Here is a 24,592-nt window from a genome sequence, read left to right as displayed (position 1 = left end):
TCGAAAGGACGTTTCGGGCTGCGCATCCGGGTTGGAGCGGCTGGCGCCGATGAGTTAAGCTGCGGCCCGCCCGCCTCCGACGGACCGCCGATGGACCGCAAGAAGAACAAGAATGCCGACTCGCCCGCCCGGTTGCTGGACGGGGCGGTTGCCTGCCATCAGCGGGGCGACCTGACCGGTGCCGTGGCCGGCTATCGCGCGGTGCTGGCGCAGGTTCCCGGCAATGTCGATGCCGGTCACCTTCTGGGTCTGGCCCTGTGGCAGTCCGGCCAGCAGGAGGAGGGACTGCGCCGTGTCATGGCGGCAGCAGCAGCAGCACCCGGCGCTGCTGCGATCCAGAACAATCTGGGGGGCATGCTGATGGCCCTGCGGGAGTTCCGGCCGGCCGAGCGCGCCTTTCGCGCCGCCCTGGCCGCCCGGCCGGAACTGGTGGATGCGCAATCCAACCTGGCGGCCGTGCTGCTGGAACTGAACCGCCCGGCTGAGGCGGAGGAGGCGGCGCGAAAGGCGCTGGCCGCCGCCCCCGGTCGTGCCGATGCCTGGTCCAACCGCGGCGTTGCGCTGCTGGAACTGGGCCGGTTTGCGGAGGCGGAGAAATGCCAGCGCAAGGCGCTGTCGCTGGACCCGAAGCTTGCCGTGGCGCATGCCAACCTGGGCACGCTGCTGCGCCGGGCCGGCAAGGACGGGCAGGCCGTCGACAGTTTCCGCCGGGCCGTCGCGCTGGATGGTGACCAGCCCGTGGCCCGGTTCAACCTGTCGCTGGATCATCTGGCCGTCGGCCGGCTGGCGGAAGGCTGGGCCGATTACGAGCTGCGTTTCCGGGCGCGCCAGCGGCAGGCAAAGCGCAACCTGGACATTCCGTTCTGGCAGGGCGAGATGCTGGCGGGCCGTCACCTGCTGGTCTGGCCCGAGCAGGGGCTGGGGGACGAGATCCTGTTCGCCAGCGTCCTACCCGACCTGGATGGCATCGACGGGCCGGTCAGCGTGGAATGCGATGCGCGGTTGGTGCCCTTGTTCGCCCGCTCGTTCCCGCATCTACGCGTCGCGGCGGCGGGCGGCGTGGCGTCGGCCGACCTGCAGATTGCCGTGGGCAGCCTGCCGGGGCTGGCCCGGCCGGTGCTGTCCCGCTTCACGGGCCGTCCCTGGCTGACGGCCGACCCGGCCAGGGCCGCATCATGGCGTCAGACGCTGGCCGGGGCGGGACCGGCGGCCCTGACGGTGGGGTTCTGCTGGCGAAGCGGTCTGAAAAGTGCCGAACGGCAGGGACTATATCCGTCGCTGGCCGATTTCGCGCCGTTGTTCGCCCTGCCCGGCATCCGCTGGGTGCCGCTGCAATATGATCTGGACGAGCCGGGCACGGCGGCGGAGCTGTCTGCGGGACTGCCCGACGGCATCGACCTGTATCGCCCGCCCCTTGACCTGCGTGACGATCTGGACGGGGTCGCGGCGCTGATGGCGGGGCTCGATCTGGTGGTCAGCGCCGCCACGGCGGTGGCGGAACTGGCGGGTGCCTTGGGTGTGCCGGTCTGGCGCATCGGTGCAGACGACGACTGGACGCGGCTGGGGGCCGCCGTGCGGCCCTGGTATGGCAGCACGCGCTGTTTCACCCTGAGGCAAGGCGGCACCCATGGTGCGTTGCTGGCGGGCATGGCACGGGAACTGCGCGCCTTGTTGCCGGATGCCGTGCCGGGGCCTGACCCCGCCACCTTGCCGCCACTGCCGCCCGATGCCCTTGAACGGGCCACGGTCCTGGTCAAGGACGGGCAGCCGGCCGCGGCGGTGGCCCTTTGCCGCGACATCCTGGCCCGCCGCCCCGATGATGCGGCGGCCTTGCACCTGCTGGGTCATGCCCTGATGCGGGATGGACGGCCGGCCGATGCGCTGGCTCCGCTGGAACGGGCCGTGGCGCTGCGGCCCGGCGATGCGCTGGCGCTGACCCGGCTGGGGGCGGCGCTGCGAGGGCTGGGACGCACGGAAGCGGCCCTTCAAACCTATCGGCAGGCTGCCCGCCTGTGGCCCGACAATGCGCTGATCGCCGTGAATATCGGCCTTTGCCAGTTGGAAGGCGGCGAACCGGAAGCCGCAGCCGCCACCTTGCGCGCCGCCATCGCCGCCGCACCGCAGACGGCTACCGCCCATGACGCACTGGGGCTGGCGCTGCTGGCGCTGGGGGACGCGGCGGGCGCCGCGGCCGCCCACCGGGCCGCCCTGGCCATCGATCCCCGTCTGCTGGCCGGGTGGGTCAATCTGGCCGCCGCCGCCAAGGAGGCGCAGCGGTACGCCGAGGCCGTGGACGCGCTGGAACAGGCGCGGCACCTGGACCCGGACCGGGTGGAGGTCTGGACCAGCCTGGGTTATGCCCTGTTCCGCACGGGGCGCGCCGCGGCGGCGGAGGCGGCCCTGGACAGGGCGCTGTCGCTGGTGCCCGACCATGTCCCCGCCCTGATCGACCTGTCCCGCATCCGGGAGGCGCAGCAGCGGCCGGCGGAGGCGCGGGCCCTGCTGGACCGTGCCCTGTCGCGGGAGCCTGGCGACAGGCTGGCCCGCTGGAACCGGGCGCTGCTGGCGCTGGCACAGGGCGACCTTGCAACGGGCTGGTCCGATTATGCCATCCGGTTCGCGGCCGGTGAGGTGGTGCCCGACCGCCATTTCGCCATCCCGGCCTGGCATGGCCAGCCGTTGGCCGGCCGGCGCCTCCTGGTCTGGCGTGAGCAGGGTCTGGGGGATGAGATCCTGTTCATGGGGCAGGTCGCCGACCTGCTTGGCCGTGGAGCGGAGGTGGTTGTCGAATGCGATCGCCGGCTGACCGGGCTGCTGGCCCGGTCCTTCCCCGCGGCACAGGTGCGGGCGGAGACCGCCGATCCGCGTGATGCCGATTTCCAATGCCCAGTGGGTGGCCTGCCGGCCCTGCTGCGGCCGGCGCTGGCGGATTTCCCGGGTGGCGCCCCCGCCTGGATGCGGCCAGACCCGGCACTGGCGGCCGCAATGGCGACGCGGCTGGGCGGCCTGCCGCCCGGACTGCGGGTCGGCTTCTGCTGGCGGTCACAGTTGCAGGCGGGGGACCGGGCGCTGTCCTATCTGCGGCCGCGCGACCTGCTGCCGGTCCTGACCCTGCCGGGCCTTGTTCCCGTCAGCCTGCAATATGACGGTGGCGCGGCGGAGATCGCGGAACTGGCCGATCAGACGGGTGTTACGCTGCACCGGTTCCCCGACATCGATCTGAGAGATGATCTGGAGGCGGCGGCGGCGCTGATCGCGGGGCTGGACCTGGTGATCACGGCAGGCACAGCCGTGGGGGAAATGGCCGGCGCAGTGGGTGTGCCCGTCTGGCGTTTCCAGGCCACGCCGGACTGGAGCGGCCTGGGTACGGCCGTGCGGCCCTGGTTTTCCTGCATGCGGCTGTTCACGGCGGCCCGCGTCACCGACACGGTGCCGCTGATGCGGCGGGAACTGCTGCACCTGCTGCGGGTGCCGTCACCGGGCGCACCGGAGCAGGTCCCGGCCCCCGCCGCGACCACGACCGCTCCGCCACTGCCGCTTGAAACGGTGATGGATTTCCACCGGGCCGGCGATCTTCCGGCGGCGGAGGATGGGTATCGTGCTATCCTGGCCGCGCAGCCGGATGATCCCGATGCCCTGCACCTTCTGTCGCAGGTGCTGTTCCAGACGCGACGGGCGGTTGATGCGCTGCCGCTGGTCGATCGTGCGCTGGCACTCGACCCGGATTTCGCTGCCGCTCACAATACGCGCGGCAGCCTGCTGAAGGCGATGGGCCGCTATGCGGAGGCGGAGAAAGCCTTCCGCCAGGCGCTGGCGCATCGCGTCGACTTCGCGGAGGCCTGGACCAACCTGGGCGCCACGCTGCTGGAACTGCGCCGCCCGCAGGATGCGGAAAAGGCCCATCGCCGCGCCCTGACCCAACGTCCCGTCTATCCCCGCGCCCAGGCCAATCTGGGCATCGCCCTGCGTCACATGGGCCGCTACGGCGAAGCGGTGGAATGGCATGAGAAGGCGCTGGCCACGGCGCCCGATCTGGCCGATGCCTGGAGCGATCTGGGCCTGTGCCGGGCGGCGCTGGGCGATGTGGATGAGGGGCTGCGTTGCCAGGATCGCGCCCTGGCCGCCGCCCCCGATTATGCGGAGGCGGAGGTCAACCGGTCCATGCTGCTGGCCGGGCAGGGCCTGGTGGAAGCGGCGCGGGCCGCGCTGTCCGATGCGTTGGCCATCCGACCCGATTTCCCGCGCGCGCTCTACAATGACGGGCTTTTGGCCCTGGGGCAGGGGGACATCGACACCGGCTGGCAGGAGATGGAGGCCCGGTTCGACAGCGGGGAGGTGGCGTGGAGCGGCCCGCTGGACAAGGCCCGCTGGGAAGGACTTGCCCTGGCCGGTCGTCGCCTGCTGGTCTGGCGCGAGCAGGGGCTGGGGGACGAGATCATGTTCGCCCGGCATTATCGCGGCCTGGAGGGTTTGGGGGGAAAGGTCAAGGTCTGGGCCGATCCGCGCCTGGTCGGCATCCTGGCCCGCAGTTTTCCGTTCCTGACCGTGCTGCCCGACGGCACGCCGGTTGAGATCGAATGCCATACGCCGGCCGGCAGCCTGCCGCTGCTGCTGGAGCAGGAGCCCGCCCAATGGGACCCCGCGCCCTATCTGGTGCCGCGTGAGGACCTTGCCGAATTGTGGCGGCAACGGCTGGCGGAACTGCCGCCGGGCCTGCGCGTCGGCCTGTGCTGGCGCAGCCAGTTGCAGACGGCCGACCGGGTGGCCGGTTACACCGCCCTGGCGGACTGGCTGCCCCTGCTGTCGGCCCCGGACATCCAGGTTGTTTCCCTGCAATATGATGGTGCGCTGGCGGAAATCGCTGCGGTGGAGGCGGACCACGGTGTCCGCCTGCATCGTTGGGAAGGGGTGGACCTGCGCGACGACCTGGAAACGGCGCTGGCCCTGACGGCCGGGCTTGATCTGGTGGTGACGGTGGCCACCGCGGTGGGAGAGATGGCGGGCGCGCTGGGCGTGCCTGTCTGGCGCCTTTCGGGTCCTGTGGACTGGACGCGGCTGGGCACGGATGTCCGGCCGGGCTTCGGGTCCATGATCGTCCTGAACGTGCCCGTGCATCTGCCCGCCGCCTCGCAGGTGCAGGCTGTCATGCGGCGGTTGCAGGACCTGAAACCCAGCCACCCGGCCCTTCCCGATGGTGACCCGGCCGGGTGGCTGGAACGGGGCATCGCGTTGCAAAAATCGGGTGATCCCGCCGGTGCCATGCCCTTCTACCAGGCCGTGATCGGACGGGAGGGGGAGCAGCCTGTCGCGCTGCACCTTCTGGGGCTGGCCCTTCAGCAGATCGGTCGCGGGGCGGAGGGGCTGGACCCGATGCGCCGTGCCCTGGCCGCGGCCCCGGATTATGTGGCGGCCTGGGTCAATCTGGGTAACCTGTGGCAGGAACTGGACCAGCCGCGGGAGGCGGAGGCCGCCTATCGTCAGGCACTGGCCCTGCAGCCCCGCGATGCCGGTACCTGGACCAACCTGGGCAATGCCCTGCGCGCCCAGCGACGCTATGCCGATGCGGTGAAGGCCCACCAGCGCGCCATCGCGTTCGATCCCGCCGGCCCCGCCGCCCATGGCAATCTGGCCGTGGTCTGGAAGGAGATGGATGCCGCCGGCAAGGCCGTCGCGGCCTATCATCAGGCACTCGACCTGGGGGGCGACGAGGGGATGCTGCGCGCGGGCCTGGGGGATGCCCTGCGCCTGCTGGGCGATCTGCCGGCGGCGCGGCGGCAGTTGGCGCGGGTGCTGGACCGTGATCCCGGCAATGCGGAGGCCTGGAACAATCTGGGGCGGGTGCATGAGGCGGCAGCGGACAAGGCGGCGGCGCGTGGCGCCTATGATCAGGCACTGGTCCTGGCCCCGGACCTGCCCTCGGCCCTCTATAATCGCGGCTTGATGGATCTGGCAGCGGGGCGCCTGGCCGCCGGTTGGGCAGGCTATGCTGCCCGGTTCCGGGGGACGGAGACGATCCGCGGCCGGTCGCTGCCGCTGCCCGTCTGGGATGGGGGCGACCTTGCCGGCCGGCGCCTGCTGGTCTGGGGGGAGCAGGGGCTGGGGGACCAGTTGATGTTCGCGTCCCTTTACCCCGCCCTGCTGGCGCGTTGTGCCCATCTGGTGATCGAAGCCGATGCCCGGCTGGTCTCTCTTTTCACCCGCGCCTTTCCCACGGCCACGGTGCGTGCGCCGACGCCGTGCCCGGCCGATGCCGACCTGGCCGTGGCGGCGGGGGACGTGGCCCGGCATCTCTGGCCGCACCTGTCCGCCCAGTCCCCCACCCCCTATCTTCAGGCCCGGACGGACCGGGTGGCCATCTGGCGGGACCGGCTGGCGGCCACGGGGCCCGGGCTGAAGATCGGCGTCTGCTGGCGCTCAGCCCTGCTGACGGCGGAACGGAAGGGTGATTATGCCCGCCTGTCCGATCTGGCGCCCCTGGCCGCTGTGCCGGGTGTGACGCTGGTCAGCCTGCAGCGGGGGGAAGGGGTTGCCGGCTGGGATGACGGTGACGTGCCATTGTTGCGCCTGCCCGACCTGGATATGGATGATGATCTGGAAGGACAGGCGGCGCTGATCACGGCCCTGGACCTGGTCATCACGGCCCCGACGGCGGTCGGCGAACTGGCGGGCGCGCTGGGTGTGCCCGTCTGGCGCCTGTCCCCGCCCGACTGGACCAGTCTGGGCACGGGCGTGCGGCCCTGGTTTCCCGGCATGCGCCTGCTGGGCCGGGGGTGCGGGATGGGGGGCGCCGTGGCTGACGCCGTGCGCCTGCTGCTTAGCGCCAGGCGTAGTTGAAACTGACGGAGATTCGCTCCGCATCGGCCTGGTTAAGCGTCACCTCGTGCCGCAGCCAGCTTTCCCACATCAGCAGCGTGCCGGTGCGGGGGGCGACGGGAACGGATGGCTGCATTTCCCGCGCTGCCTTGGGCTTGCGCGGCGGGGCGGCCATCATCAGCGCCAGGCGCGGATCCTCGAACCGGATCGCGGAGGCGCCATCCGGGATGTCCACGTAATAGGTGCCGCTGATCACGCTGTTGGGATGGATGTGGGACCCGTGGAAACCGCCGGGGTCCAGCACGTTGATCCAAAGATTGTCCAGTTCCAGCTTCTTCGATCCCAGGTTCCATTCCTGAAGCTTCGCGAACGCCTTGGCATGGCGGTCCAGGTGCGCCTTCAATTGCTTGAAGGCCGGGAACCGCCAGGGCAGATCGTCCAGCGAGGAATAGGATGTGTAGCCCGTATAACCGTTCTTGGCCGACCATTTGCGGCCCGCCGCGTCATCTTCCGCCGCGGACCGGCAGCAGGCGGCCAACTCATCGTTCAGCCCCTCCATCCCGTCCAGGTCGGCACGGTAAAGGCGGGTCGCGAACAGGGTTTCGATCTGGGGGGCGCCGGGCTCTGTCATGATGGCACAAGGCTTACGGTGCGGCGGCGGGGTCGTCAATGCCCGCCTGGCCGGGTGGCATGGCGAACCCGCCGCCGGGCATGACACCCGCGCGCGGGGCGCCGTTGTGCTGGCCGGCATCTGCCCCTAGGGTCTGGTCCAAAGAGGGGGCCTCGGGGACGGAGGCCGCCCGGCAAGACCAGAAGGTGGGCCCATGCCATTCACCGCGAAAATCCTGCTTCTCGGCTCCGGCGAGCTGGGTCGCGAATTCGTCATTTCCGCCAAGCGCCTGGGCGCGCAGGTCATTGCCTGCGACGCCTATGACAATGCCCCGGCCATGCAGGTGGCAGACGGGCGCGAGGTGTTCCCCATGCTGGACGGGGACAGGCTGCGCGCCACGGTGGAGAAGCACCGGCCCGACTTCATCGTGCCGGAGGTGGAGGCCATCCGCACGGAGATGCTGGCCGAGCTGGAGGCCGACGGCTTTACCGTTGTGCCCTCCGCCCGTGCCACGCAGATGACCATGAACCGCGATCGTATCCGCGAACTGGCGGCCGTGGATCTGGGCCTGCGCACCAGCAAGTACCGCTATGCCGAAAGCCTGGAGGAGGTGACGGCCGCCATCGCCCACACGGGCCTGCCCTGCGTGATCAAGCCCGTCATGTCGTCATCGGGCAAGGGACAGAGCACGGTCCGGGAGGAAGCGGGGCTGGAAGAGGCCTGGAACTATGCCGTGGCCAACATGCGCGGCGACCGGGCCAAGGTGATCGTGGAGGAGTTCATCCCCTTCGAGTATGAGATCACGTTGCTGACCGTGCGCACGCGCGATGGGGTGATCTATTGCCCGCCCATCGGTCACCGTCAGGAACGGGGTGATTACCAGGAAAGCTGGCAGCCCATGGCCATGCGCCCGGAACTGCTGGCCGAGGCGCAGCAGATGGCGCGCAAGGTCGTGGACGACCTGGGCGGCTATGGCATTTTCGGCGTGGAGTTTTTCGTCACGGCGACGGAGGTGATCTTCTCCGAACTGTCGCCGCGCCCGCACGATACGGGGATGGTGACGCTGGTCTCCCAGAACCTGTCGGAATTCGACCTGCATGCCCGCGCGATTCTGGGTCTGCCCATCCCGGCGGTGGAACTTTACGGCCCCTCGGCCAGCGCTGTGATCCTGGCCGATCGCCTGTCGCAGGAATTTTCCTTCACGGGTCTGGCCAATGCCCTGTTCACGGGGCGGCCGGACCAGGCGGTGGATGTGCGCCTGTTCTGCAAGCCGACGACGCGGCCCTATCGCCGCATGGGTGTGGCACTGGCCCGCGGCGCGGATACCGATGAGGCCCGTGCCACGGCTTTCGAGGCCGCGTCGCGCATCCGCATCGACTATCGCGGATGACCCGCATGCCCCCGCTGGATGGCGCCATCACCGGCATCCGGGCCGGCAGCCCGGCCTTTCGTCGGGTCAGTCTGGCGCTGTTCGCGGCGGGCTTTGCCACCTTCTCCCTGCTCTACCATGTTCAGCCGCTGTTGCCGCTGCTGGCCGATACGTTTCGCGTCGCCCCGGCGGAGGCGGCGCTGGCGCTGTCGCTGGCCACGGGCTTCCTTTCCGTGGCCATGCTGCTGGCCGGTGCGCTGGCCGATGTGTATGGGCGGCGTCCCGTCATGGTGGCGTCGCTGACCCTGTCGGCCCTGTTGACGCTGGCCACGGCCATCGTGCCATCCTGGCATGGATTGCTGGCGGCGCGGGCTCTGCTGGGCATCACCCTGGCCGGGCTGCCGGCCGTGGCCATGGCCTATCTGGGGGAGGAGATGGACCCCGGCGCCCTGGACCCCGCCATGGGGCTCTATATCGCGGGGTCGGCGCTGGGGGGCATGGCCGGGCGGCTGGTGATGGGTGTCGTTGTCGATTTCCTGCCCTGGCAGGTGGCGACGGCCGGCATCGGTGCCGCGGGGTTGCTGGCGGCCCTGGCCGTCTGGCGCTATCTGCCGCCATCCGCCGGTTTCACGCGGCGCCCGGCGCGGCCCCGCGCCATGTTGTCCGCCCTGCTGGTGCCGCTGGGGCAGGGGCGGTTGCGGCTGCTGTTCCTGCAGGGTTTCCTGCTGATGGGCGCCTTCGTCACCATCTACAATTATATCGGATTCCGCCTGCTGGCGCCGCCCTTCGACCTGCCGCAATCGCTGATCGGGCTGATCTTCGCGGCCTATCTGCTGGGCATGGGGTCATCGGCCTGGGTCGGCCGGCTGGTTGCCCGCCATGGGCGTGGTCCTGTCATGGCGGCCGGCGTGCTGATCATGGCGGCCGGCGTGGCGCTGACGGCGACCAGTCTGCTGCCGCTGGTGGTGGCCGGCATCGGGCTGTTGACCTTCGGTTTCTTCGGTGCCCATTCCATCGCCAGCGGCTGGGTCGGGGCGCTGGCGCCGGTCACGGGCAAGGCGCAGGCATCCTCGCTCTATCTCTTCTCCTATTATATGGGGTCCAGCCTGGTGGGGGCGGGCGGGGGTGTCATCTGGGCGGCCATGGGCTGGACGGGTCTGGCGCTGGTGGTGGGCGGCCTGCTGTGCCTGTCGCTGCTGCTGATCCGTATCCTCTCACGGGCCGGATAGGAGACGGCATGGAAACCATCGTCAACGTCATCCTGCCCGTCTTCGGCCTGGTGGCGATCGGTTTCATCACGGGGCGCCCCCCGCTGTTTCAGGCCGATTTTGCGCGGTCGCTGTCGAATTTCATCTTCTATCTGGCGCTGCCCTGCCTGCTGTTCCGGTCGATGGCCGCCCGCGGGTTGCCGCACGGGGATGAGTTGAACCTGATGGCGGCCTATTATCTGGCGCTGACGGTCCTGATGCTGGGCAGTTTCCTTTATGCCCGGCAGGTCCATCGCGAAAGCCTGGCCGGGGCTGCCACACTGATGCTGGGGGCCAGCTTCTCCAACACGGTGCTGGTCGGGGTGCCGCTAATCCTGGCCGCCTATGGCCAGGCCGGCCTGCAGCAGATGCTGCTGCTGGTGACCTGTCACTCGGCCTATCTGCTGGGGGGCGCCACCGTGCTGGCCGAGGCGTCGCGCGCGGCCCAGGGCGGGGCCGGCTTCCTGCGCATCACGATGCAGACGGCGGGTGCGCTGGCGAGGAACCCGGTCATCGTCTCCATCCTGGCCGGGCTGGCCTTCGGGTCGGTCGGGGGCACTATTCCGGTTCCGTTGGACAATATCATCCGCATGCTGGGGGACGCGGCGGTGCCCTGTTCCCTCTTCGCGCTGGGCGCCAGCCTGGTGGGGCTGGAAGCCCGGGGCCTGCTGGGCCGGACGAGCATGATGGTGGTGGCCAAGCTTCTGGTGCTGCCGGCCCTGGTCTTTGTTTCGGGCCGTTACATTTTCGATCTGCCGCCGCTGACCCTGGCTGTGGCCGTCACCACCGCGTCCCTGCCCAGCGGCATGAACGTGTTCCTGTTCGCCCAGCGCTATCAAACCCTTGTGTCACCTGTGGCCAGCGCCACGCTGCTGACCACCTTGCTATCGGCGCTGGTGACGGGTCTGATCATCGAATATTTCCGCGCAGCCACAGTGGTTCCGTTGTTACACGGGTAACCGGCCCTTTCCCGTAATATTTCGTTACATCTGAGAAACCATGTGTGACTTCCCGCCATAAGCCGACGCATGTAATGTCCGGCTCAGGAGGACGGGGGAAACATGGCCATGCCGCTTGCGGGCGGGCGGCCATGAGCGGTTGCCCTCGCCCGGAAGCCACGCCCGACGCCGTGGCCCCGATGATGGTGATCAAGATGACGGTTCAGCGCCTGCACACCCCGATTGGCAATGACAGCGCCCCCCCGATGCCGGGACCCCGGCATATGTCGCGGACGGCTGGACGTCCGCCGTCGCGCCTGAAATGGATCATCCTGGGCACCATCGTCCTGGTGGCGGCCGGCATCGGCACCTACCTGATGCTGAAGCCGGATGGCAAGCCCGTGGCCGGGGACAGCCCCGTCGATACCTCCAGCATCCTCACCGTGACGACGGTGACGGCCCAGCCCGGCGACATCCCCCGGCAATTGCTGGTCACGGGATCGCTGGCGGCGTGGGACGAACTGCCTATCGGGACCCAGACCTCGGGTCTGGCCATCACCCAGGTGCTGGTGGAGGAAGGGGACCAGGTCAAGGCCGGTCAGTTGCTGGCCCGTTTCGATGACGCCGTGCTGCGCGCCGACCTGATGTCGCGCGAGGCATCGCTGCGCGAGGCGCAGGCCCTGGCGACCGAGGCCGATGCCAATATCCGCCGGGCGGAGGAACTGGCGCGCACGGGCGCCATTTCCACCCGCGACCTGGATGCCCGGCGCTCCACGGCGCTGACGACCAAGGCCCGCGTTGGCGTGGCAGAGGCCGCCCGCGCCCAGGCCGCAGCCCGGCTGGCCCAGACGGAAGTGCGCAGCCCCGCCGACGGTACCGTGTCCCGCCGCAATGCCCGCCTTGGTGCCGTCATGTCGGCCGGCGGGACCGAGCTTTTCCGCATCATCCGCGATGACCGGGTCGAACTGCTGGCCGAGGTGCCGGAGATCGACCTGCGCCAGTTGGCCGTGGGGCAGACGGCCGAACTGTCGGCCGTGGATGGCAACGGCAAGCCCTTCACGGGTGCGGTGCGCATCATCTCCCCCATTGTGGAGACCAAGACCCGGATCGGCACGGTCAAGATCGAGGTGCCGCACGATCCGGGTCTGCGCCCCGGCATGTTCCTGACGGCGCGCGTGCGTACCGGCACGCAGAACGCGCCCTTGGTGCCGGAGGAAGCCATCGTCTATCGCGACGCCAAAAGCTGGGCGATCGTCATGGACCCGGCCGTCGATGACAAGGGCCACCATCTGGTGACCGCGCGGGAAGTGCAGACCGGCCCGCGTGCCGATGGCCGGGTGTCCATCCTGTCCGGCGTACAGGGCGGGGAACAGGTCGTGCTGACGGGTGCCGGCTATCTGAAGACGGGTGACAAGGTCATCGTCACCGACAAGCCGGCCGACGCCGTCAACCCGCTGCCGCAGACGAAGTAACCGCCGCTCCAGAGAAAGGCACCGGACCCATGCGCCGTGGCAATATATCGGCGGTCGCCATCCGCCATCCCGTTCCACCGATCGTCCTGTTCATCATCCTGACGCTGGCCGGTCTGGTGTCGTTCATGACGCTGGACATCACCAACAATCCCGACATCGACTTCCCCATCGTCAATGTCGGGGTCAGCCGGCCGGGCGCCGCCCCGTCGGAACTGGAACAGGAGGTGACGAAGAAGGTCGAGGATGCGGTATCGAACATCACCGGCATCGACCATGTGACCTCCACCGTCACCGACGGCTATTCCAATACGACCATCGAATTCAAGATCGGCTACAACACCGACCGCGCCGTGTCCGATGTGCGCGACGCGATCAGCCGCATCCGGTCGGACTTGCCGCAGGATATCTACGAACCGCAGGTGCAGCGCCTGGAAGCCACGGGCGACGCCATCCTTTATTATATGGTCACGTCCAAGCACCGCACGGTCGAACAGCTTTCCTGGCTGATCGACAGTGACATCGCCCGCAGCCTGAAGCGCGTCAGCGGCGTGGGCGAGGTGGAGCGGATGGGCGGTCTCAGCCGTGAGATCCGCGTCAACCTGGACCCCGTGCGCATGATGGCGCTGGGTGTCACGGCCGGCGAGGTGAACCAGCAGCTCCAGGCGCTGAATGTCGACATGCCGGGCGGCCGGGGCGAACTGGGTGCTGCCGAACAATCCATCCGCACCCTGGGCCGGGCCCAGAGCGTGGAGGAACTGCGCAATATCGAAATCGCCATTCCGGGCGGCCGCAAGGTACGCCTGTCCGATATCGCCGATGTCGTGGATGGCACGTCGGAGCTGCGCAATGTCTCGCGCCTGGACGGTGTGCCGGCGGTCGGCTTCGCTATCAGCCGCGCCCCCAATTCCAGCGAGGTCACCGTCTATAACGGCGTGAAGGAGGCGATTGCCCAGCTTGAGAAGGACTATCCCGACCTTACCGTCAAGCTGATCATCTCCAACGTCAAATTCACGATCGACAGTTATCTGGCCTCCATCGAGGCGCTGGTCATCGGCGCCATGCTGGCGGTGGGTGTCGTCTGGTGGTTCCTGCGCGACATGCGTGCCACGCTGATCTCTGCGCTGGCCATGCCGCTGTCCACGATCCCGACCTTTCTGGTCATGGATTTCCTGGGCTTCACGCTGAACGGCATCACCATGCTGGGCCTGGCCCTGGTCGTCGGCATCCTGGTCGATGACGCGATCGTGGAAATCGAGAATATCGTCCGCCATATCCGGCAGGGTAAGCGGCCCTATGCGGCCGCGCTGGAGGCGGCGGACGAGATCGGCCTGGCCGTGGTGGCCACCACCATGACCATCGTCGTCGTGTTCCTGCCCGTGTCGTTCATGCCGGGCATTGCGGGGCAGTTCTTCAAGTCCTTCGGCATCACCGTGGCCGTCGCCGTGCTGTTCTCCCTGCTGGTGGCCCGCCTGCTAACCCCGCTGATGGCTGCCTATCTGCTGACCCCGTCGCAGAAGGAGGAACATGAGGGCGGGCGCTGGGTGCAGCGGTACCTGGGTGTCCTGCATTGGTGCCTGGGCCATCGCAAGACGACGCTGTTCGCCGGCATCGCCTTCTTCCTGATGTCGCTGGGTCTGACGGCCATGCTGCCGTCCGGCTTCATCCCGGCCCAGGATATCGGGTTTTCCAACCTTCAGATCGAGATGGCGCCGGGCGTCAACCTGGAACAGATGGACGCCACATCACAGCGGGCCGCCGCCATCCTGGCCGCCCAGCCCGAGGTGGAGACGACCTGGGCCCGCAACGGACGTGGCGGCCAGGTGCGCAAGGCCTCCATCATCGTCCTGCTGAAGCCGCGGTCGGACCGTGTCCACCAGAAGGAGTTCGAGAACAGGGTCCTGGCCGAGTTGCAGAAGCTGCCGGGCGCGCGTTTCAGCTTCAACTCCACGGGCGGCTTCTCCAACCGCGATGTTTCCATCATGCTGACCAGTGAGAATGGTCCGCTGCTGGATGCCCACGCCAATCAGGTTCTGGCGGAGATGCGCTCGCTCCCCATCCTGAAGAACGTCACGTCCACGGCGCCGATGCAGCGTCCGGAAATCCAGATCAAGCCGATGTTCGACCGGGCGGCCGAGCAGGGCGTGTCGGTCTTCTCCATCGGTCAGGTGGCCAAGGTGGCCACGCTGGGTGAAATCGACACCAACTCCGCCAAGTTCAATCTGGGCGACCGGCTGGTGCCGATCCGCGTCCAGCTCGACCAGGCGGCCCGCGGTGACCTGGATACCATTGCCAACCTGCGGGTGCGGACGAACACGGGTGAAACCGTCCCCCTGTCGGCCGTGGCCCAGCTTGAGATGGGCGCCGGTGCCGTCCAGATCGACCGTTTCGACCGCGCCCGCCGCATCTCGGTGCAGGCCGACCTGAACGGGGTGGAACTGGGCGATGCCATGAAGGCCATCAACGCCCTCCCATCCATGAGCCACCTGCCGTCCGGTGTCACCAAGCCGGCCTATGGCGGTTCGGAACAGATGGCCATCCTGTTCATGGGTTTCGCCGTGGCGCTGGGCACCGCCTTCCTGCTGATCATCGCGGTGCTGGTGCTGCTGTTCCACAATTTCTTCCAGCCGATCACCATCATGACGGCGTTGCCCCTGTCGCTGGGCGGGGCAGTGGCCGGGTTGCTGATGTGCGACATGGCGCTGTCCCTGCCGGCGCTGATCGGCATCCTGATGCTGATGGGTATCGTGACCAAGAACTCCATCCTGCTGGTGGATTATGCCATGGCCGCGATGCAGGACCACGGGATGAACCGGCACGACGCGCTGATGGATGCCGGTGCCAAGCGCGCCCGCCCCATCATCATGACCACCATCGCGATGGCGGCCGGCATGGTGCCCATCGCCCTGGGCTGGGGCGCGGATACGGAATTCCGCCAGCCGATGGCGGTGGCGGTGATCGGCGGTCTCTTGACCTCCACGCTGCTGTCGCTGGTCTTTGTGCCGATCATGTTCACCCTGATGGATGATTTCCAGCACTGGCTGAGCCCCAAGCTGGGCCGGTTCCTGACACCGAAGGAGGAGGTGCCCCTGCGCCCCCACCCGGTGGACGGCGAATAACCGGGTCATTCCTGTGTACCCATGATCGACGACGCCCGGATGGCCCCGCCATCCGGGCGTAATCTTGTTACGTGGATTCGCCGTATTCTTGTAATAACCGGCCGGCAATGCATGTCTGGCATTTGCCATTCGGCTTCTGCCGGGGCTTGCGGGCGGGGGGATGGCATCCTATTCCGGCAGCCGACAGGCCGCCATCCGGTGCGGCCCCAGCCTGTGAAAGGACCATCCGGTGAGCATCACCCGCCTGCAGCCCGGCCGCCGTATGAGCGAAGCTGCCATCCATGCCGGCACTGTCTATCTGGCTGGCCAGGTGGCCACCGATGTGACGGCCGACATCAAGGGCCAGACGGCCCAGGTCCTGGCGCAGATCGACGCCCTGCTGGCCGAAGCCGGCTCGGCCAAGTCCAAGATTCTGTCCACGACCATCTATCTCTCTGCCATTGGCAATTTCGCCGCCATGAACGAGGTCTGGGACGCCTGGGTGGACCAAGCAAACCCGCCGGCCCGCGCTACGGTGGAAGCCCGTCTGGCCGCCCCCGGCTATCTGGTGGAAATCGTCTGCATCGCGGCGGTCTGATTTCGAGACGCGACGAACGGCGCTCTGGCGGTGGGCCGTTCGTCGCGCTATCTGAACCGCTTGAACGGCGGCCCCCGGCCCGCCGCCCCCGAAAGACCCGGAGCCAGACCAATGCCCGACGATAACGCGCGCCAATCCTTCAGCCTGTTCCCGCTGGGTCCTGACACGACCCCTTATCGCAAGCTGACCAGCGACCATGTCTCCACCGTCGACTTCGATGGCGAGACGATGCTGAAGGTGGAGCCCGAGGGCCTGCGCCTCCTGGCCGAAACGGCCTTCTCCGACATCAACCATTTCCTGCGCCCCGGCCATCTGGGTCAGCTCCGCGCCATCCTGGAGGACCCGGAGGCATCGCCCAACGACCGGTTCGTGGCGCTGGACCTGCTGAAGAATGCCTCCATCGCGTCCGGTGGCGTGCTGCCCATGTGCCAGGATACGGGCACGGCCATCATTATGGGCAAGAAGGGCCGCCGGGTCTGGACCAAGGGCGCCGACGAGGCGGCCCTGTCCGAAGGGGTGGCCGATGCCTACGCCAGGCGCAACCTGCGCTACAGCCAGGTCGCACCCCTGTCGATGTATGAAGAGAAGAACACCCGTACCAACCTGCCGGGCCAGGTCGAGATCTTTGCGGAGGGCGAGGATGCATACAAGTTCCTGTTCATGGCCAAGGGCGGCGGGTCGGCCAACAAGACCTTCCTGTTCCAGGCCACGCCGTCCGTGCTGGCGCCTGACCGTCTGATCCCCTTCATTGAGGAGAAGATGGCCTCGCTGGGGACGTCCGCCTGCCCGCCCTATCATCTGGCCGTGGTGATCGGCGGCCTGTCGGCCGAACAGAACCTGAAGACGGTGAAGCTCGCCTCGGCGCGCTATTATGACAGCCTGCCGACGGAAGGGTCGGAAAGCGGTCATGCCTACCGTGACCTGGATATGGAAAAGGCGCTGTTCAAGGCCGCGCAGGGATTGGGCATCGGGGCGCAGTTTGGTGGGAAGTATTTCTGCCATGATGTCCGCGTCATCCGCCTGCCGCGCCATGGCGCCTCCTTGCCCATTGGCATCGGCGTTTCCTGCTCGGCCGACCGCCAGGCGCTGGCCAAGATCACGAAAGACGGCATCTATCTGGAACAGTTGGAGACCGATCCCGCCCGCTTCCTGCCGGAAGTGGACGACGCGGCGCTGTCGGGTGAGGTGGTCAAGATCGACCTGACCCAGCCCATGGACCAGATCCGCAAGGTGCTGAGCCAGTATCCGATCCGAACCCGCGTGTCCCTGACCGGTCCGCTGATCGTGGCGCGCGATAGCGCGCATGCCAAGCTGCGGGCCCTGCTGGATGACGGGCAGCCGCTGCCGGATTATTTCAAGAACCATCCGATCTATTATGCCGGCCCCGCCAAGACGCCGGAAGGATACGCTTCGGGCTCCTTCGGCCCGACAACGGCGGGCCGCATGGACAGCTTTGTGGATCAGTTCCAGGCGGCGGGCGGCTCCTTCGTCATGCTGGCCAAGGGCAACCGCTCGCCGGCGGTCAAGAATGCCTGCCAGAAGCATGGCGGCTTCTATCTGGGCTCCATCGGCGGTGCCGCCGCCCGTCTGGCCCAGGACTGCATCAAAAAGGTGGAATGCATCGCCTATCCCGAATTGGGCATGGAAGCCATCTGGCGCATCGAGGTGGAGGATTTCCCCGCCTTCATCATCACCGATGACAAGGGCAACGATTTCTTCGAGGCGACGAAGTGACGATATCCGCCGCCGGGCCATTCCCGGCGGGGGGATGATGGCGATGAAAAGGGCGCTCGGCATCCACCGGGCGCCCTTTCTTTGGCCGATTTGCGCTACTATGGCGGGCATGACACGCCTGTTTCTCTGCCTGCTGGCACTCCTGTCCCTGTCTTTCGATGTCCAGGCTGCCGGGCGCTTTCAGGCGGACTGTTTCGATGTGGCGGCCGTGGGCCGGTTGACCGAACAGGTGGCCCTTCCGCAGACACCGGACGCGGAAGAGATCTTGCCGGATGCTGTGTTTCGGATGCGCTTCCAGGTGGAGCAGCATTTCACACCGGACGCTACGGAGCGGTGGCTGCAGGTGCACGCCGTGCAGCATGTCGGCTTCAGTCCGGCCATTCGCCATTTTCTGATTCTGGCGCGCCGGGGGCCGGGGACGGACTATGGCTTGTCCGGACTGGTGGCCAGCGTTGTCCGTGACCGCGATGGCCAGTTCGTCATTCCGCTTTCCCGGCTGACGGCGGACACCCTGCAGGGCCAGGGATCGGCGGCGTTGGCCACCCGCCTGATCCGCTATCGCGCCGGGGAGGCATGATGGCTGGCCACCAATCGGCAATTGCACATAGATCGGGTGATGGAAGAGCCTGGCCTGGCCGTCCCCGACCTAGTCGCCGCCCTGTCGGCCGCGCACTGTCCGCTGCCGGCGATGGGCGGACGATAAGGCAGCCTTCATGACAGCAGCGCCATCGCCTGTTCGCAGAATGCGGCCCGTTGCCGCTCATATTCGATGCCGGCTTTCAGGACCAGATGGCGCAGTTGCTGAGCGCGGTCGGTCGGGGGCGGGGTGAAGTCCCGCTTCTCGATGTCCTCATAGGTTTTCAGCCGCTCGCGGTGATGCCGCGTCAAGGCGGCCAGATTGTCCGGCAGGGCCGTCGGGCCGACCACGGCTTCCGCCCGCAACCGGACCATCATCTCGTCCCGGATGGGCAGGGGTTCCTGGCTTTCAGCCGTCCAGCGGGCCAGTTCCGCGCGGCCCGCCGGCAAGACCCGATAGGTGCGCTTGCGTCCCCGTGCGCCGTCCACGGCCCGGCCCTCAATCCAGCCCGCTGCCTCCAGCCGGGCCAGTTCGCGGTAAATCTGCTGATGCGTGGCCTGCCAGAAATAACCGATGGACCGGTCGAAGCGCCCGGCCAGTTCCGATCCGGCGCCGGGACGTTCAATCAGGGCAGTCAGCAGGGCATGGGGCAGGGACATGCGGAAATTCCGGTGCTTGGGGGCGGGAGGGGCCTTCATAGGAGCCCCCTCCCGGCAATGTCCAATCAGGTCTTGGCCTTGAAGGCCGCGATGTCCTGGCCGACGCGCCGGCCCATCTCCGCCGCCAGGGCCTGCAATCCGCTCAAGGGCCGGATCATCACCTCGAACTCCCGGATCAGTCCCTGCTCGTCGAAGCGGATGAAGTCGATTCCCTTCACTTGGCGGCCCTCCACCGTCGCGCTGAATTCCAGCACGACATTCAGCCCATCCGCCGTCACGGCCGTGCGGTGATAGGTGAAGTCACCGAATACCTGCATGACGTTGCCGATCGCCATCAGCAGGGCATCCGCCCCCTGATAGGGCGTATGGGCCACGGGCGACCGGAACACGGCCTGTTCATGGGTGATGCTACGCAGGGCGTCGATGGACTGTTTGGCGACGATGTCGTGCCAGATGGCCAGGGAGGCGGCGGCGGCCGGATGCAGGCCGGTATGGGTGGTCATGGTCTTGATCCTTCTCATACAGAATTCAGAGGGTGGCCGCCAGGCGCGTGCCCTGGTTGATGGCGCGCTTGGCGTCCAGTTCAGCTGCGACATCGGCCCCGCCGATCAGGTGGACACGGACGCCGCGCGCCTCCAGATCGGCCTGCAGGGCGCGCAGCGGCTCCTGGCCGGCGCAGATGACGACATTGTCCACCTCCAGGACCTTGTCCTGGCCGCCGATGGTGACATGCAGGCCCTCATCGTCGATGCGGCGATAGGTGACGCCGCCGATGGTGGCGACACCATGCATCTTCAACACGGTGCGATGGATCCAGCCGGTCGTCTTACCCAGATTCTCACCCAGCTTGCCTTCCGTGCGCTGCAGCAGGAAGACCTGTCTTCCATTATGCACCACTTCCGGCTTGGCGCAGCCGCCGGCCCGGCGATAATCGGGATCGACGCCCCATTGCTTGAAGAAACGGTCGGTCGACGGCGCCTCGTGCCGTTCCACCAGATAGGTGCTGACATCGAATCCGATGCCGCCGGCACCGATGACAGCCACCTTCCGGCCCACGGGCACCTCGTCGCGCAGAACGTCCAGATAGCCCAGCACCTTGGGGTGGTCGATGCCGTCGATGGCCGGCTTGCGCGGCACGACGCCGGTGGCCAGCACCACCTCATCGAACCCGCCTGCGGCCAGCAGGTCGGCATCGGCCCGCGTGTTCAGGCGGACGGTGACGCCCTTCAGGTCCAGTTGCCGGCGGAAATAGCGCAGGGTTTCGTTGAACTCCTCCTTGCCGGGAATTTTCTTGGCGATGTTGAACTGGCCGCCGATCTGCGCTGATGCTTCAAACAGGGTGACCTTGTGCCCGCGCTCCGCTGCGGTCACGGCAAAGGCCAGACCGGCCGGACCGGCCCCGACAACGGCGATCTTCTTGGGCGTGGGCGTGGGGGCGATGACCAGCTTGGTTTCGTGGCAGGCCCGCGGATTGACCAGGCAGGAGGTGATCTTGCCACTGAACGTGTGGTCCAGGCAGGCCTGGTTGCAGGCGATGCAGGTATTGATCTCATCGGCCCGGTTCTCGCGCGCCTTGATCACGAAATGCGCATCGGCCAGGAAGGGCCGGGCCATCGAGACCATGTCGCAATAACCCTCCGCCAGCAGGCTCTCGGCCACCTCGGGCGTGTTGATCCGGTTGGTGGCGATCAGCGGAATCGACACCTTGCCCTTCAGCTGCTTCGTCACCCAGGCAAAGGCCGCGCGGGGCACAGAGGTGGCAATCGTTGGGATGCGCGCTTCATGCCAGCCGATGCCGGTATTCAGAATGGTGGCGCCGGCTGCCTCAATGGCCTGTCCCAGCCGCACCACCTCTCCCAGCGTCGATCCGCCCTCCACCAGATCCAGCATGGACAGGCGATAGATGATGATGAAGTCAGGGCCGACTTTTTCCCTGATGCGGCGAACGATCTCGACAGGCAGGCGGATGCGGTTCTCATAAGGCCCGCCCCATTCATCGTCGCGATGATTGGTACGGGCTGCGATGAACTCGTTGATCAGATAGCCCTCGGAGCCCATGACCTCCACCCCGTCATAACCGGCCATCTGGGCCAGGGCGGCGCAGCGCACGAAATCGGCGATGGTCTCCTCCACCTCCTCCCCCGTCAGGGCATGGGGGACGAAAGGGTTGATGGGCGCCTTGATTGCTGACGGGGCGACGAGGTCCTGCTGATAGGAATAGCGGCCGAAATGCAGGATCTGCAGGGCGATCTTACCGCCCTCCCTATGGACGGCATCGGTGACGATCCGGTGATGCTCGGCTTCCTCCTCCGTCGCCAGTACCGCGCCAAAGGGGGCAGGGCGCCCGCGTTCACTGGGGGCGATGCCGCCGGTGACAATCAACCCGACCTCGCCGCGTGCCCGCTCGGCATAAAAGGCGGCCATCCGCTCAAAGCCGTTTGGCGCCTCTTCCAACCCCACATGCATCGATCCCATCAGCACGCGGTTGCGCAGGCTGGTGAAGCCAAGGTCAAGCGGCTGAAGCAGGTGGGGGTAGGCCGTCATGTCGTTATCCTTTATGCAACTGGTTGAGTAAACCATGATTGCCTATTGGATCATCCGCAACCTGTTTCAGAACATGGCCGGACGGATACCGCCTGCGTGCCTCTCATGGCCGGCGTTCCGGGCCTTCCTGAAGAAAGTGTCTGAGCAGTTCAGATTTTTGTTGCGCATGAGTGAAGGTCTGTCCTATACCCCGGCTCCCGCAGCGAGGCGGCCCTGGTGGTTGTGGCGGTGCGGGCGGTTCTTGGTGGTTTTAAGCCACTGACATTGTTGGAAAAGATCATCGTGGCTGTGGGCATTTTTGCCTGCGTCTGTTGGCTGGTTTGTTTTGTCTTTGTTGTTTTGGGTCGTCTGTCTGGGCGGTTTAAAAAAAAGACGGGACGGTGAAAAAAACTGGTTGACGGGGTTTGGTGGAGCGAGTAGAAAGCGCCCCACCGACGCGCCGGAGACGCTCTGGCGGCGATGGTTGAATGATCCCTGGATTTGGGGCTTGACGGTTTAGACCGGAAGGCCTAGATGAGAAGGGGTCGGGCGGTGGCCTTGGGGTCGCTGCCATTGATGCCTTCCTCTTCTTTATGTTGGGGTTTGGTTGGCCGGTGTTGAGCCGGTTGGCGGGTGTCGTTTGGCTTGCCTTGTGGCGGCCAAGGTTCTTGGACAAGTGAATCTGTTGAGAAGGGATGCGCAGGCGGCGGGTCTTTATGAGCTGGAGGGTCTGGTTCGTATGGATACGTATGGCGCTTGAGCATCCTGGTACATGTTGCTCTATACGCCATCCACGCTATTGACCTTATCGGGTCTATGGATGGTGGATGGGTTAGGGCAGACGATTGGGAAGTTTGGCGTTTTTTCGTATCCGTCAACGAGGTTTGTTTGCTTAGGCGAGCGAGCCGCATAAAACCTGAGAGTTTGATCCTGGCTCAGAACGAACGCTGGCGGCAGGCCTAACACATGCAAGTCGAACGCATTGGTCTTCGGACTGGTGAGTGGCGCACGGGTGAGTAACACGTGGGAATGTACCCTTTGGTTCGGAATAACGTCTGGAAACGGACGCTAATACCGGATGAGCCCTGTGGGGGAAAGATTTATCGCCAAAGGAGCAGCCCGCGTCTGATTAGGTAGTTGGTGGGGTAACGGCCTACCAAGCCGACGATCAGTAGCTGGTCTGAGAGGATGATCAGCCACACTGGGACTGAGACACGGCCCAAACTCCTACGGGAGGCAGCAGTGGGGAATATTGGACAATGGGCGGAAGCCTGATCCAGCCATGCCGCGTGAGTGATGAAGGCCTTCGGGTTGTAAAGCTCTTTCGCACGTGACGATGATGACGGTAACGTGAGAAGAAGCCCCGGCTAACTTCGTGCCAGCAGCCGCGGTAATACGAAGGGGGCTAGCGTTGTTCGGAATTACTGGGCGTAAAGGGCGCGTAGGCGGCTTGTCAAGTCAGGCGTGAAAGCCCCGGGCTTAACCTGGGAACTGCGCTTGAGACTGGCAGGCTAGAGTACCGGAGAGGTGGGTGGAATTCCCAGTGTAGAGGTGAAATTCGTAGATATTGGGAAGAACACCGGTGGCGAAGGCGGCCCACTGGACGGTAACTGACGCTGAGGCGCGAAAGCGTGGGGAGCAAACAGGATTAGATACCCTGGTAGTCCACGCCGTAAACGATGTCGGCTAGACGTTGGGGCCCTTAGGGTTTCAGTGTCGCAGCTAACGCATTAAGCCGACCGCCTGGGGAGTACGGCCGCAAGGTTGAAACTCAAAGGAATTGACGGGGGCCCGCACAAGCGGTGGAGCATGTGGTTTAATTCGAAGCAACGCGCAGAACCTTACCAACCCTTGACATGCCTGGACCGCCACAGAGATGTGGTTTTCCCTTCGGGGACCGGGACACAGGTGCTGCATGGCTGTCGTCAGCTCGTGTCGTGAGATGTTGGGTTAAGTCCCGCAACGAGCGCAACCCCCACTGTTAGTTGCCATCATTCAGTTGGGCACTCTAGCAGAACTGCCGGTGACAAGCCGGAGGAAGGCGGGGATGACGTCAAGTCCTCATGGCCCTTACGGGTTGGGCTACACACGTGCTACAATGGTGGTGACAGTGGGCAGCGACCATGCGAATGGAAGCGAATCTCCAAAAGCCATCTCAGTTCGGATTGCACTCTGCAACTCGGGTGCATGAAGTTGGAATCGCTAGTAATCGCGGATCAGCACGCCGCGGTGAATACGTTCCCGGGCCTTGTACACACCGCCCGTCACACCATGGGAGTTGGCTTTACCTGAAGCCGGTGCGCTAACCTTCGGGAGGCAGCCGACCACGGTACGGTCAGCGACTGGGGTGAAGTCGTAACAAGGTAGCCGTAGGGGAACCTGCGGCTGGATCACCTCCTTTCTAAGGAAGAACCTTCCCTTTGGACGTAATCCCGGGCTTATCCGGGACATCACCTTGGTGATGGGTCCGCCGTCTCCGCATCCCTTCTCATGGATCAGATGATAGGGCCTGGTGCTTGATCGCACCGGGCTTTGTCATTGGGGTCACCGCTTGACTTTTCCCGAGAGATTGGGGGCGTAGCTCAGTTGGGAGAGCGCGTGCTTTGCAAGCATGAGGTCGTCGGTTCGATCCCGTCCGCCTCCACCAAGCTCCGTTGCGTAACGTTGAGTTTGAGGCGGTGGTGAGGATCCATGGGAAGCAACAGATCGGTTGCCTGAAAGGGTGACTGTAGGCAGCAAGGGCTGCCGGTTCTTGGACATCGTGAAAATGGTTTTGTGAAGTGTGACCGAATGGGTTCCGCTTTGCAGGGGATCTGGCCTCTTAGCCGAGAAGGTCTGGTTCTGTCGTCATTCTGCGTCAGCGGGATGAGGGACACCTGGAGAGCGGATAGTGCTGTTTGTTGTGTTCATGATGTGTGGGCTTGTCCCTGCGCGTGAGCGTGATGAATGGATCAAGC

13 protein-coding genes, 1 tRNA gene and 2 rRNA genes (1 of these 16 only partly in view) are annotated in these 24,592 nt (G+C 66.3%); 12 read left to right on the top strand and 4 right to left on the bottom strand.

The window, feature by feature from the left end; translation table 11 throughout:
• Positions 1-90 precede the first annotated feature (90 nt).
• Positions 91-6,834, top strand: a complete 6,744-nt coding sequence (locus ABC728_RS09130; protein WP_416620484.1) for a tetratricopeptide repeat protein — start codon at positions 91-93, stop codon at positions 6,832-6,834.
• Here ABC728_RS09130 and ABC728_RS09125 read toward each other — a convergent pair.
• Positions 6,815-7,444 (bottom strand): TIGR02466 family protein, encoded by a 630-nt coding sequence (locus tag ABC728_RS09125; RefSeq protein WP_416620483.1) that lies wholly within the window; start codon positions 7,442-7,444, stop codon positions 6,815-6,817. The genes ABC728_RS09130 and ABC728_RS09125 overlap by 20 nt on opposite strands.
• A 193-nt stretch (positions 7,445-7,637) precedes the next feature.
• On the opposite strand from ABC728_RS09125, the gene purT reads away from it, so the two are divergent.
• The 8 genes from purT to ABC728_RS09085 all read left to right on the top strand — a co-directional run bounded on the left by purT (position 7,638) and on the right by ABC728_RS09085 (position 18,453).
• Entirely contained in the window at positions 7,638-8,813 is a 1,176-nt protein-coding gene (gene purT, locus ABC728_RS09120) for a formate-dependent phosphoribosylglycinamide formyltransferase (RefSeq protein WP_416620482.1), read from the top strand.
• A gap of 5 nt (positions 8,814-8,818) precedes the next feature.
• A complete protein-coding gene (locus tag ABC728_RS09115; RefSeq protein WP_416620481.1) occupies positions 8,819-10,021 on the top strand; it encodes an MFS transporter in 1,203 nt (400 codons plus the stop codon).
• 8 nt (positions 10,022-10,029) lie between these two features.
• Entirely contained in the window at positions 10,030-10,998 is a 969-nt protein-coding gene (locus ABC728_RS09110; RefSeq protein WP_416620480.1) for an AEC family transporter, read from the top strand.
• Between the two features lie 131 nt (positions 10,999-11,129).
• Positions 11,130-12,449 (top strand): efflux RND transporter periplasmic adaptor subunit, encoded by a 1,320-nt coding sequence (locus ABC728_RS09105; protein WP_416620479.1) that lies wholly within the window; start codon positions 11,130-11,132, stop codon positions 12,447-12,449.
• A 29-nt stretch (positions 12,450-12,478) separates the two neighbouring features.
• The gene (locus ABC728_RS09100) at positions 12,479-15,565 is read left to right on the top strand and encodes an efflux RND transporter permease subunit (RefSeq protein ID WP_416620478.1); all 3,087 of its coding nucleotides are present in this window, start codon (positions 12,479-12,481) and stop codon (positions 15,563-15,565) included.
• A gap of 229 nt (positions 15,566-15,794) precedes the next feature.
• The gene (locus tag ABC728_RS09095; protein WP_416620477.1) at positions 15,795-16,142 is read left to right on the top strand and encodes a RidA family protein; all 348 of its coding nucleotides are present in this window, start codon (positions 15,795-15,797) and stop codon (positions 16,140-16,142) included.
• Positions 16,143-16,253: 111 nt separating this feature from the next.
• On the top strand, positions 16,254-17,876 hold the full coding sequence (locus ABC728_RS09090) for a fumarate hydratase (RefSeq protein WP_416620476.1): 1,623 nt from the start codon (positions 16,254-16,256) through the stop codon (positions 17,874-17,876).
• A 34-nt stretch (positions 17,877-17,910) separates the two neighbouring features.
• Positions 17,911-18,453, top strand: a complete 543-nt coding sequence (locus ABC728_RS09085) for a hypothetical protein (RefSeq protein ID WP_445376355.1) — start codon at positions 17,911-17,913, stop codon at positions 18,451-18,453.
• Between the two features lie 134 nt (positions 18,454-18,587).
• Here ABC728_RS09085 and ABC728_RS09080 read toward each other — a convergent pair whose 3' ends face one another.
• From ABC728_RS09080 to ABC728_RS09070, 3 genes are all read right to left on the bottom strand, one after another.
• Complete coding sequence (locus tag ABC728_RS09080; protein ID WP_416620474.1) at positions 18,588-19,112, bottom strand: PadR family transcriptional regulator; 525 nt, start codon at positions 19,110-19,112, stop codon at positions 18,588-18,590.
• Between the two features lie 65 nt (positions 19,113-19,177).
• Positions 19,178-19,615 carry a nuclear transport factor 2 family protein gene (locus tag ABC728_RS09075; RefSeq protein WP_416620473.1) on the bottom strand — a complete coding sequence of 146 codons (438 nt, stop codon included), beginning with the start codon at positions 19,613-19,615 and terminating at the stop codon, positions 19,178-19,180.
• A 25-nt stretch (positions 19,616-19,640) separates the two neighbouring features.
• Entirely contained in the window at positions 19,641-21,656 is a 2,016-nt protein-coding gene (locus ABC728_RS09070; protein ID WP_416620472.1) for an oxidoreductase, read from the bottom strand.
• An 891-nt stretch (positions 21,657-22,547) separates the two neighbouring features.
• Between ABC728_RS09070 and ABC728_RS09065 the strand changes: the two genes are divergently transcribed.
• From ABC728_RS09065 to ABC728_RS09055, 3 genes are all read left to right on the top strand, one after another.
• A 16S ribosomal RNA gene (locus ABC728_RS09065) occupies positions 22,548-24,036 on the top strand.
• Positions 24,037-24,206: 170 nt separating this feature from the next.
• Positions 24,207-24,282, top strand: a tRNA-Ala gene (locus ABC728_RS09060).
• A gap of 302 nt (positions 24,283-24,584) precedes the next feature.
• Positions 24,585-24,592 (top strand): 23S ribosomal RNA (locus ABC728_RS09055) (it continues 2,742 nt past the right edge of the window).
• Together the 16S and 23S rRNA genes with 1 tRNA gene alongside form the textbook arrangement of a ribosomal RNA operon.

This window comes from Niveispirillum fermenti, from assembly GCF_052474395.1.
The sequence above is the reverse complement of the archived record's forward strand: the minus strand, read 5'-3'. Positions and strand labels throughout refer to the sequence as shown.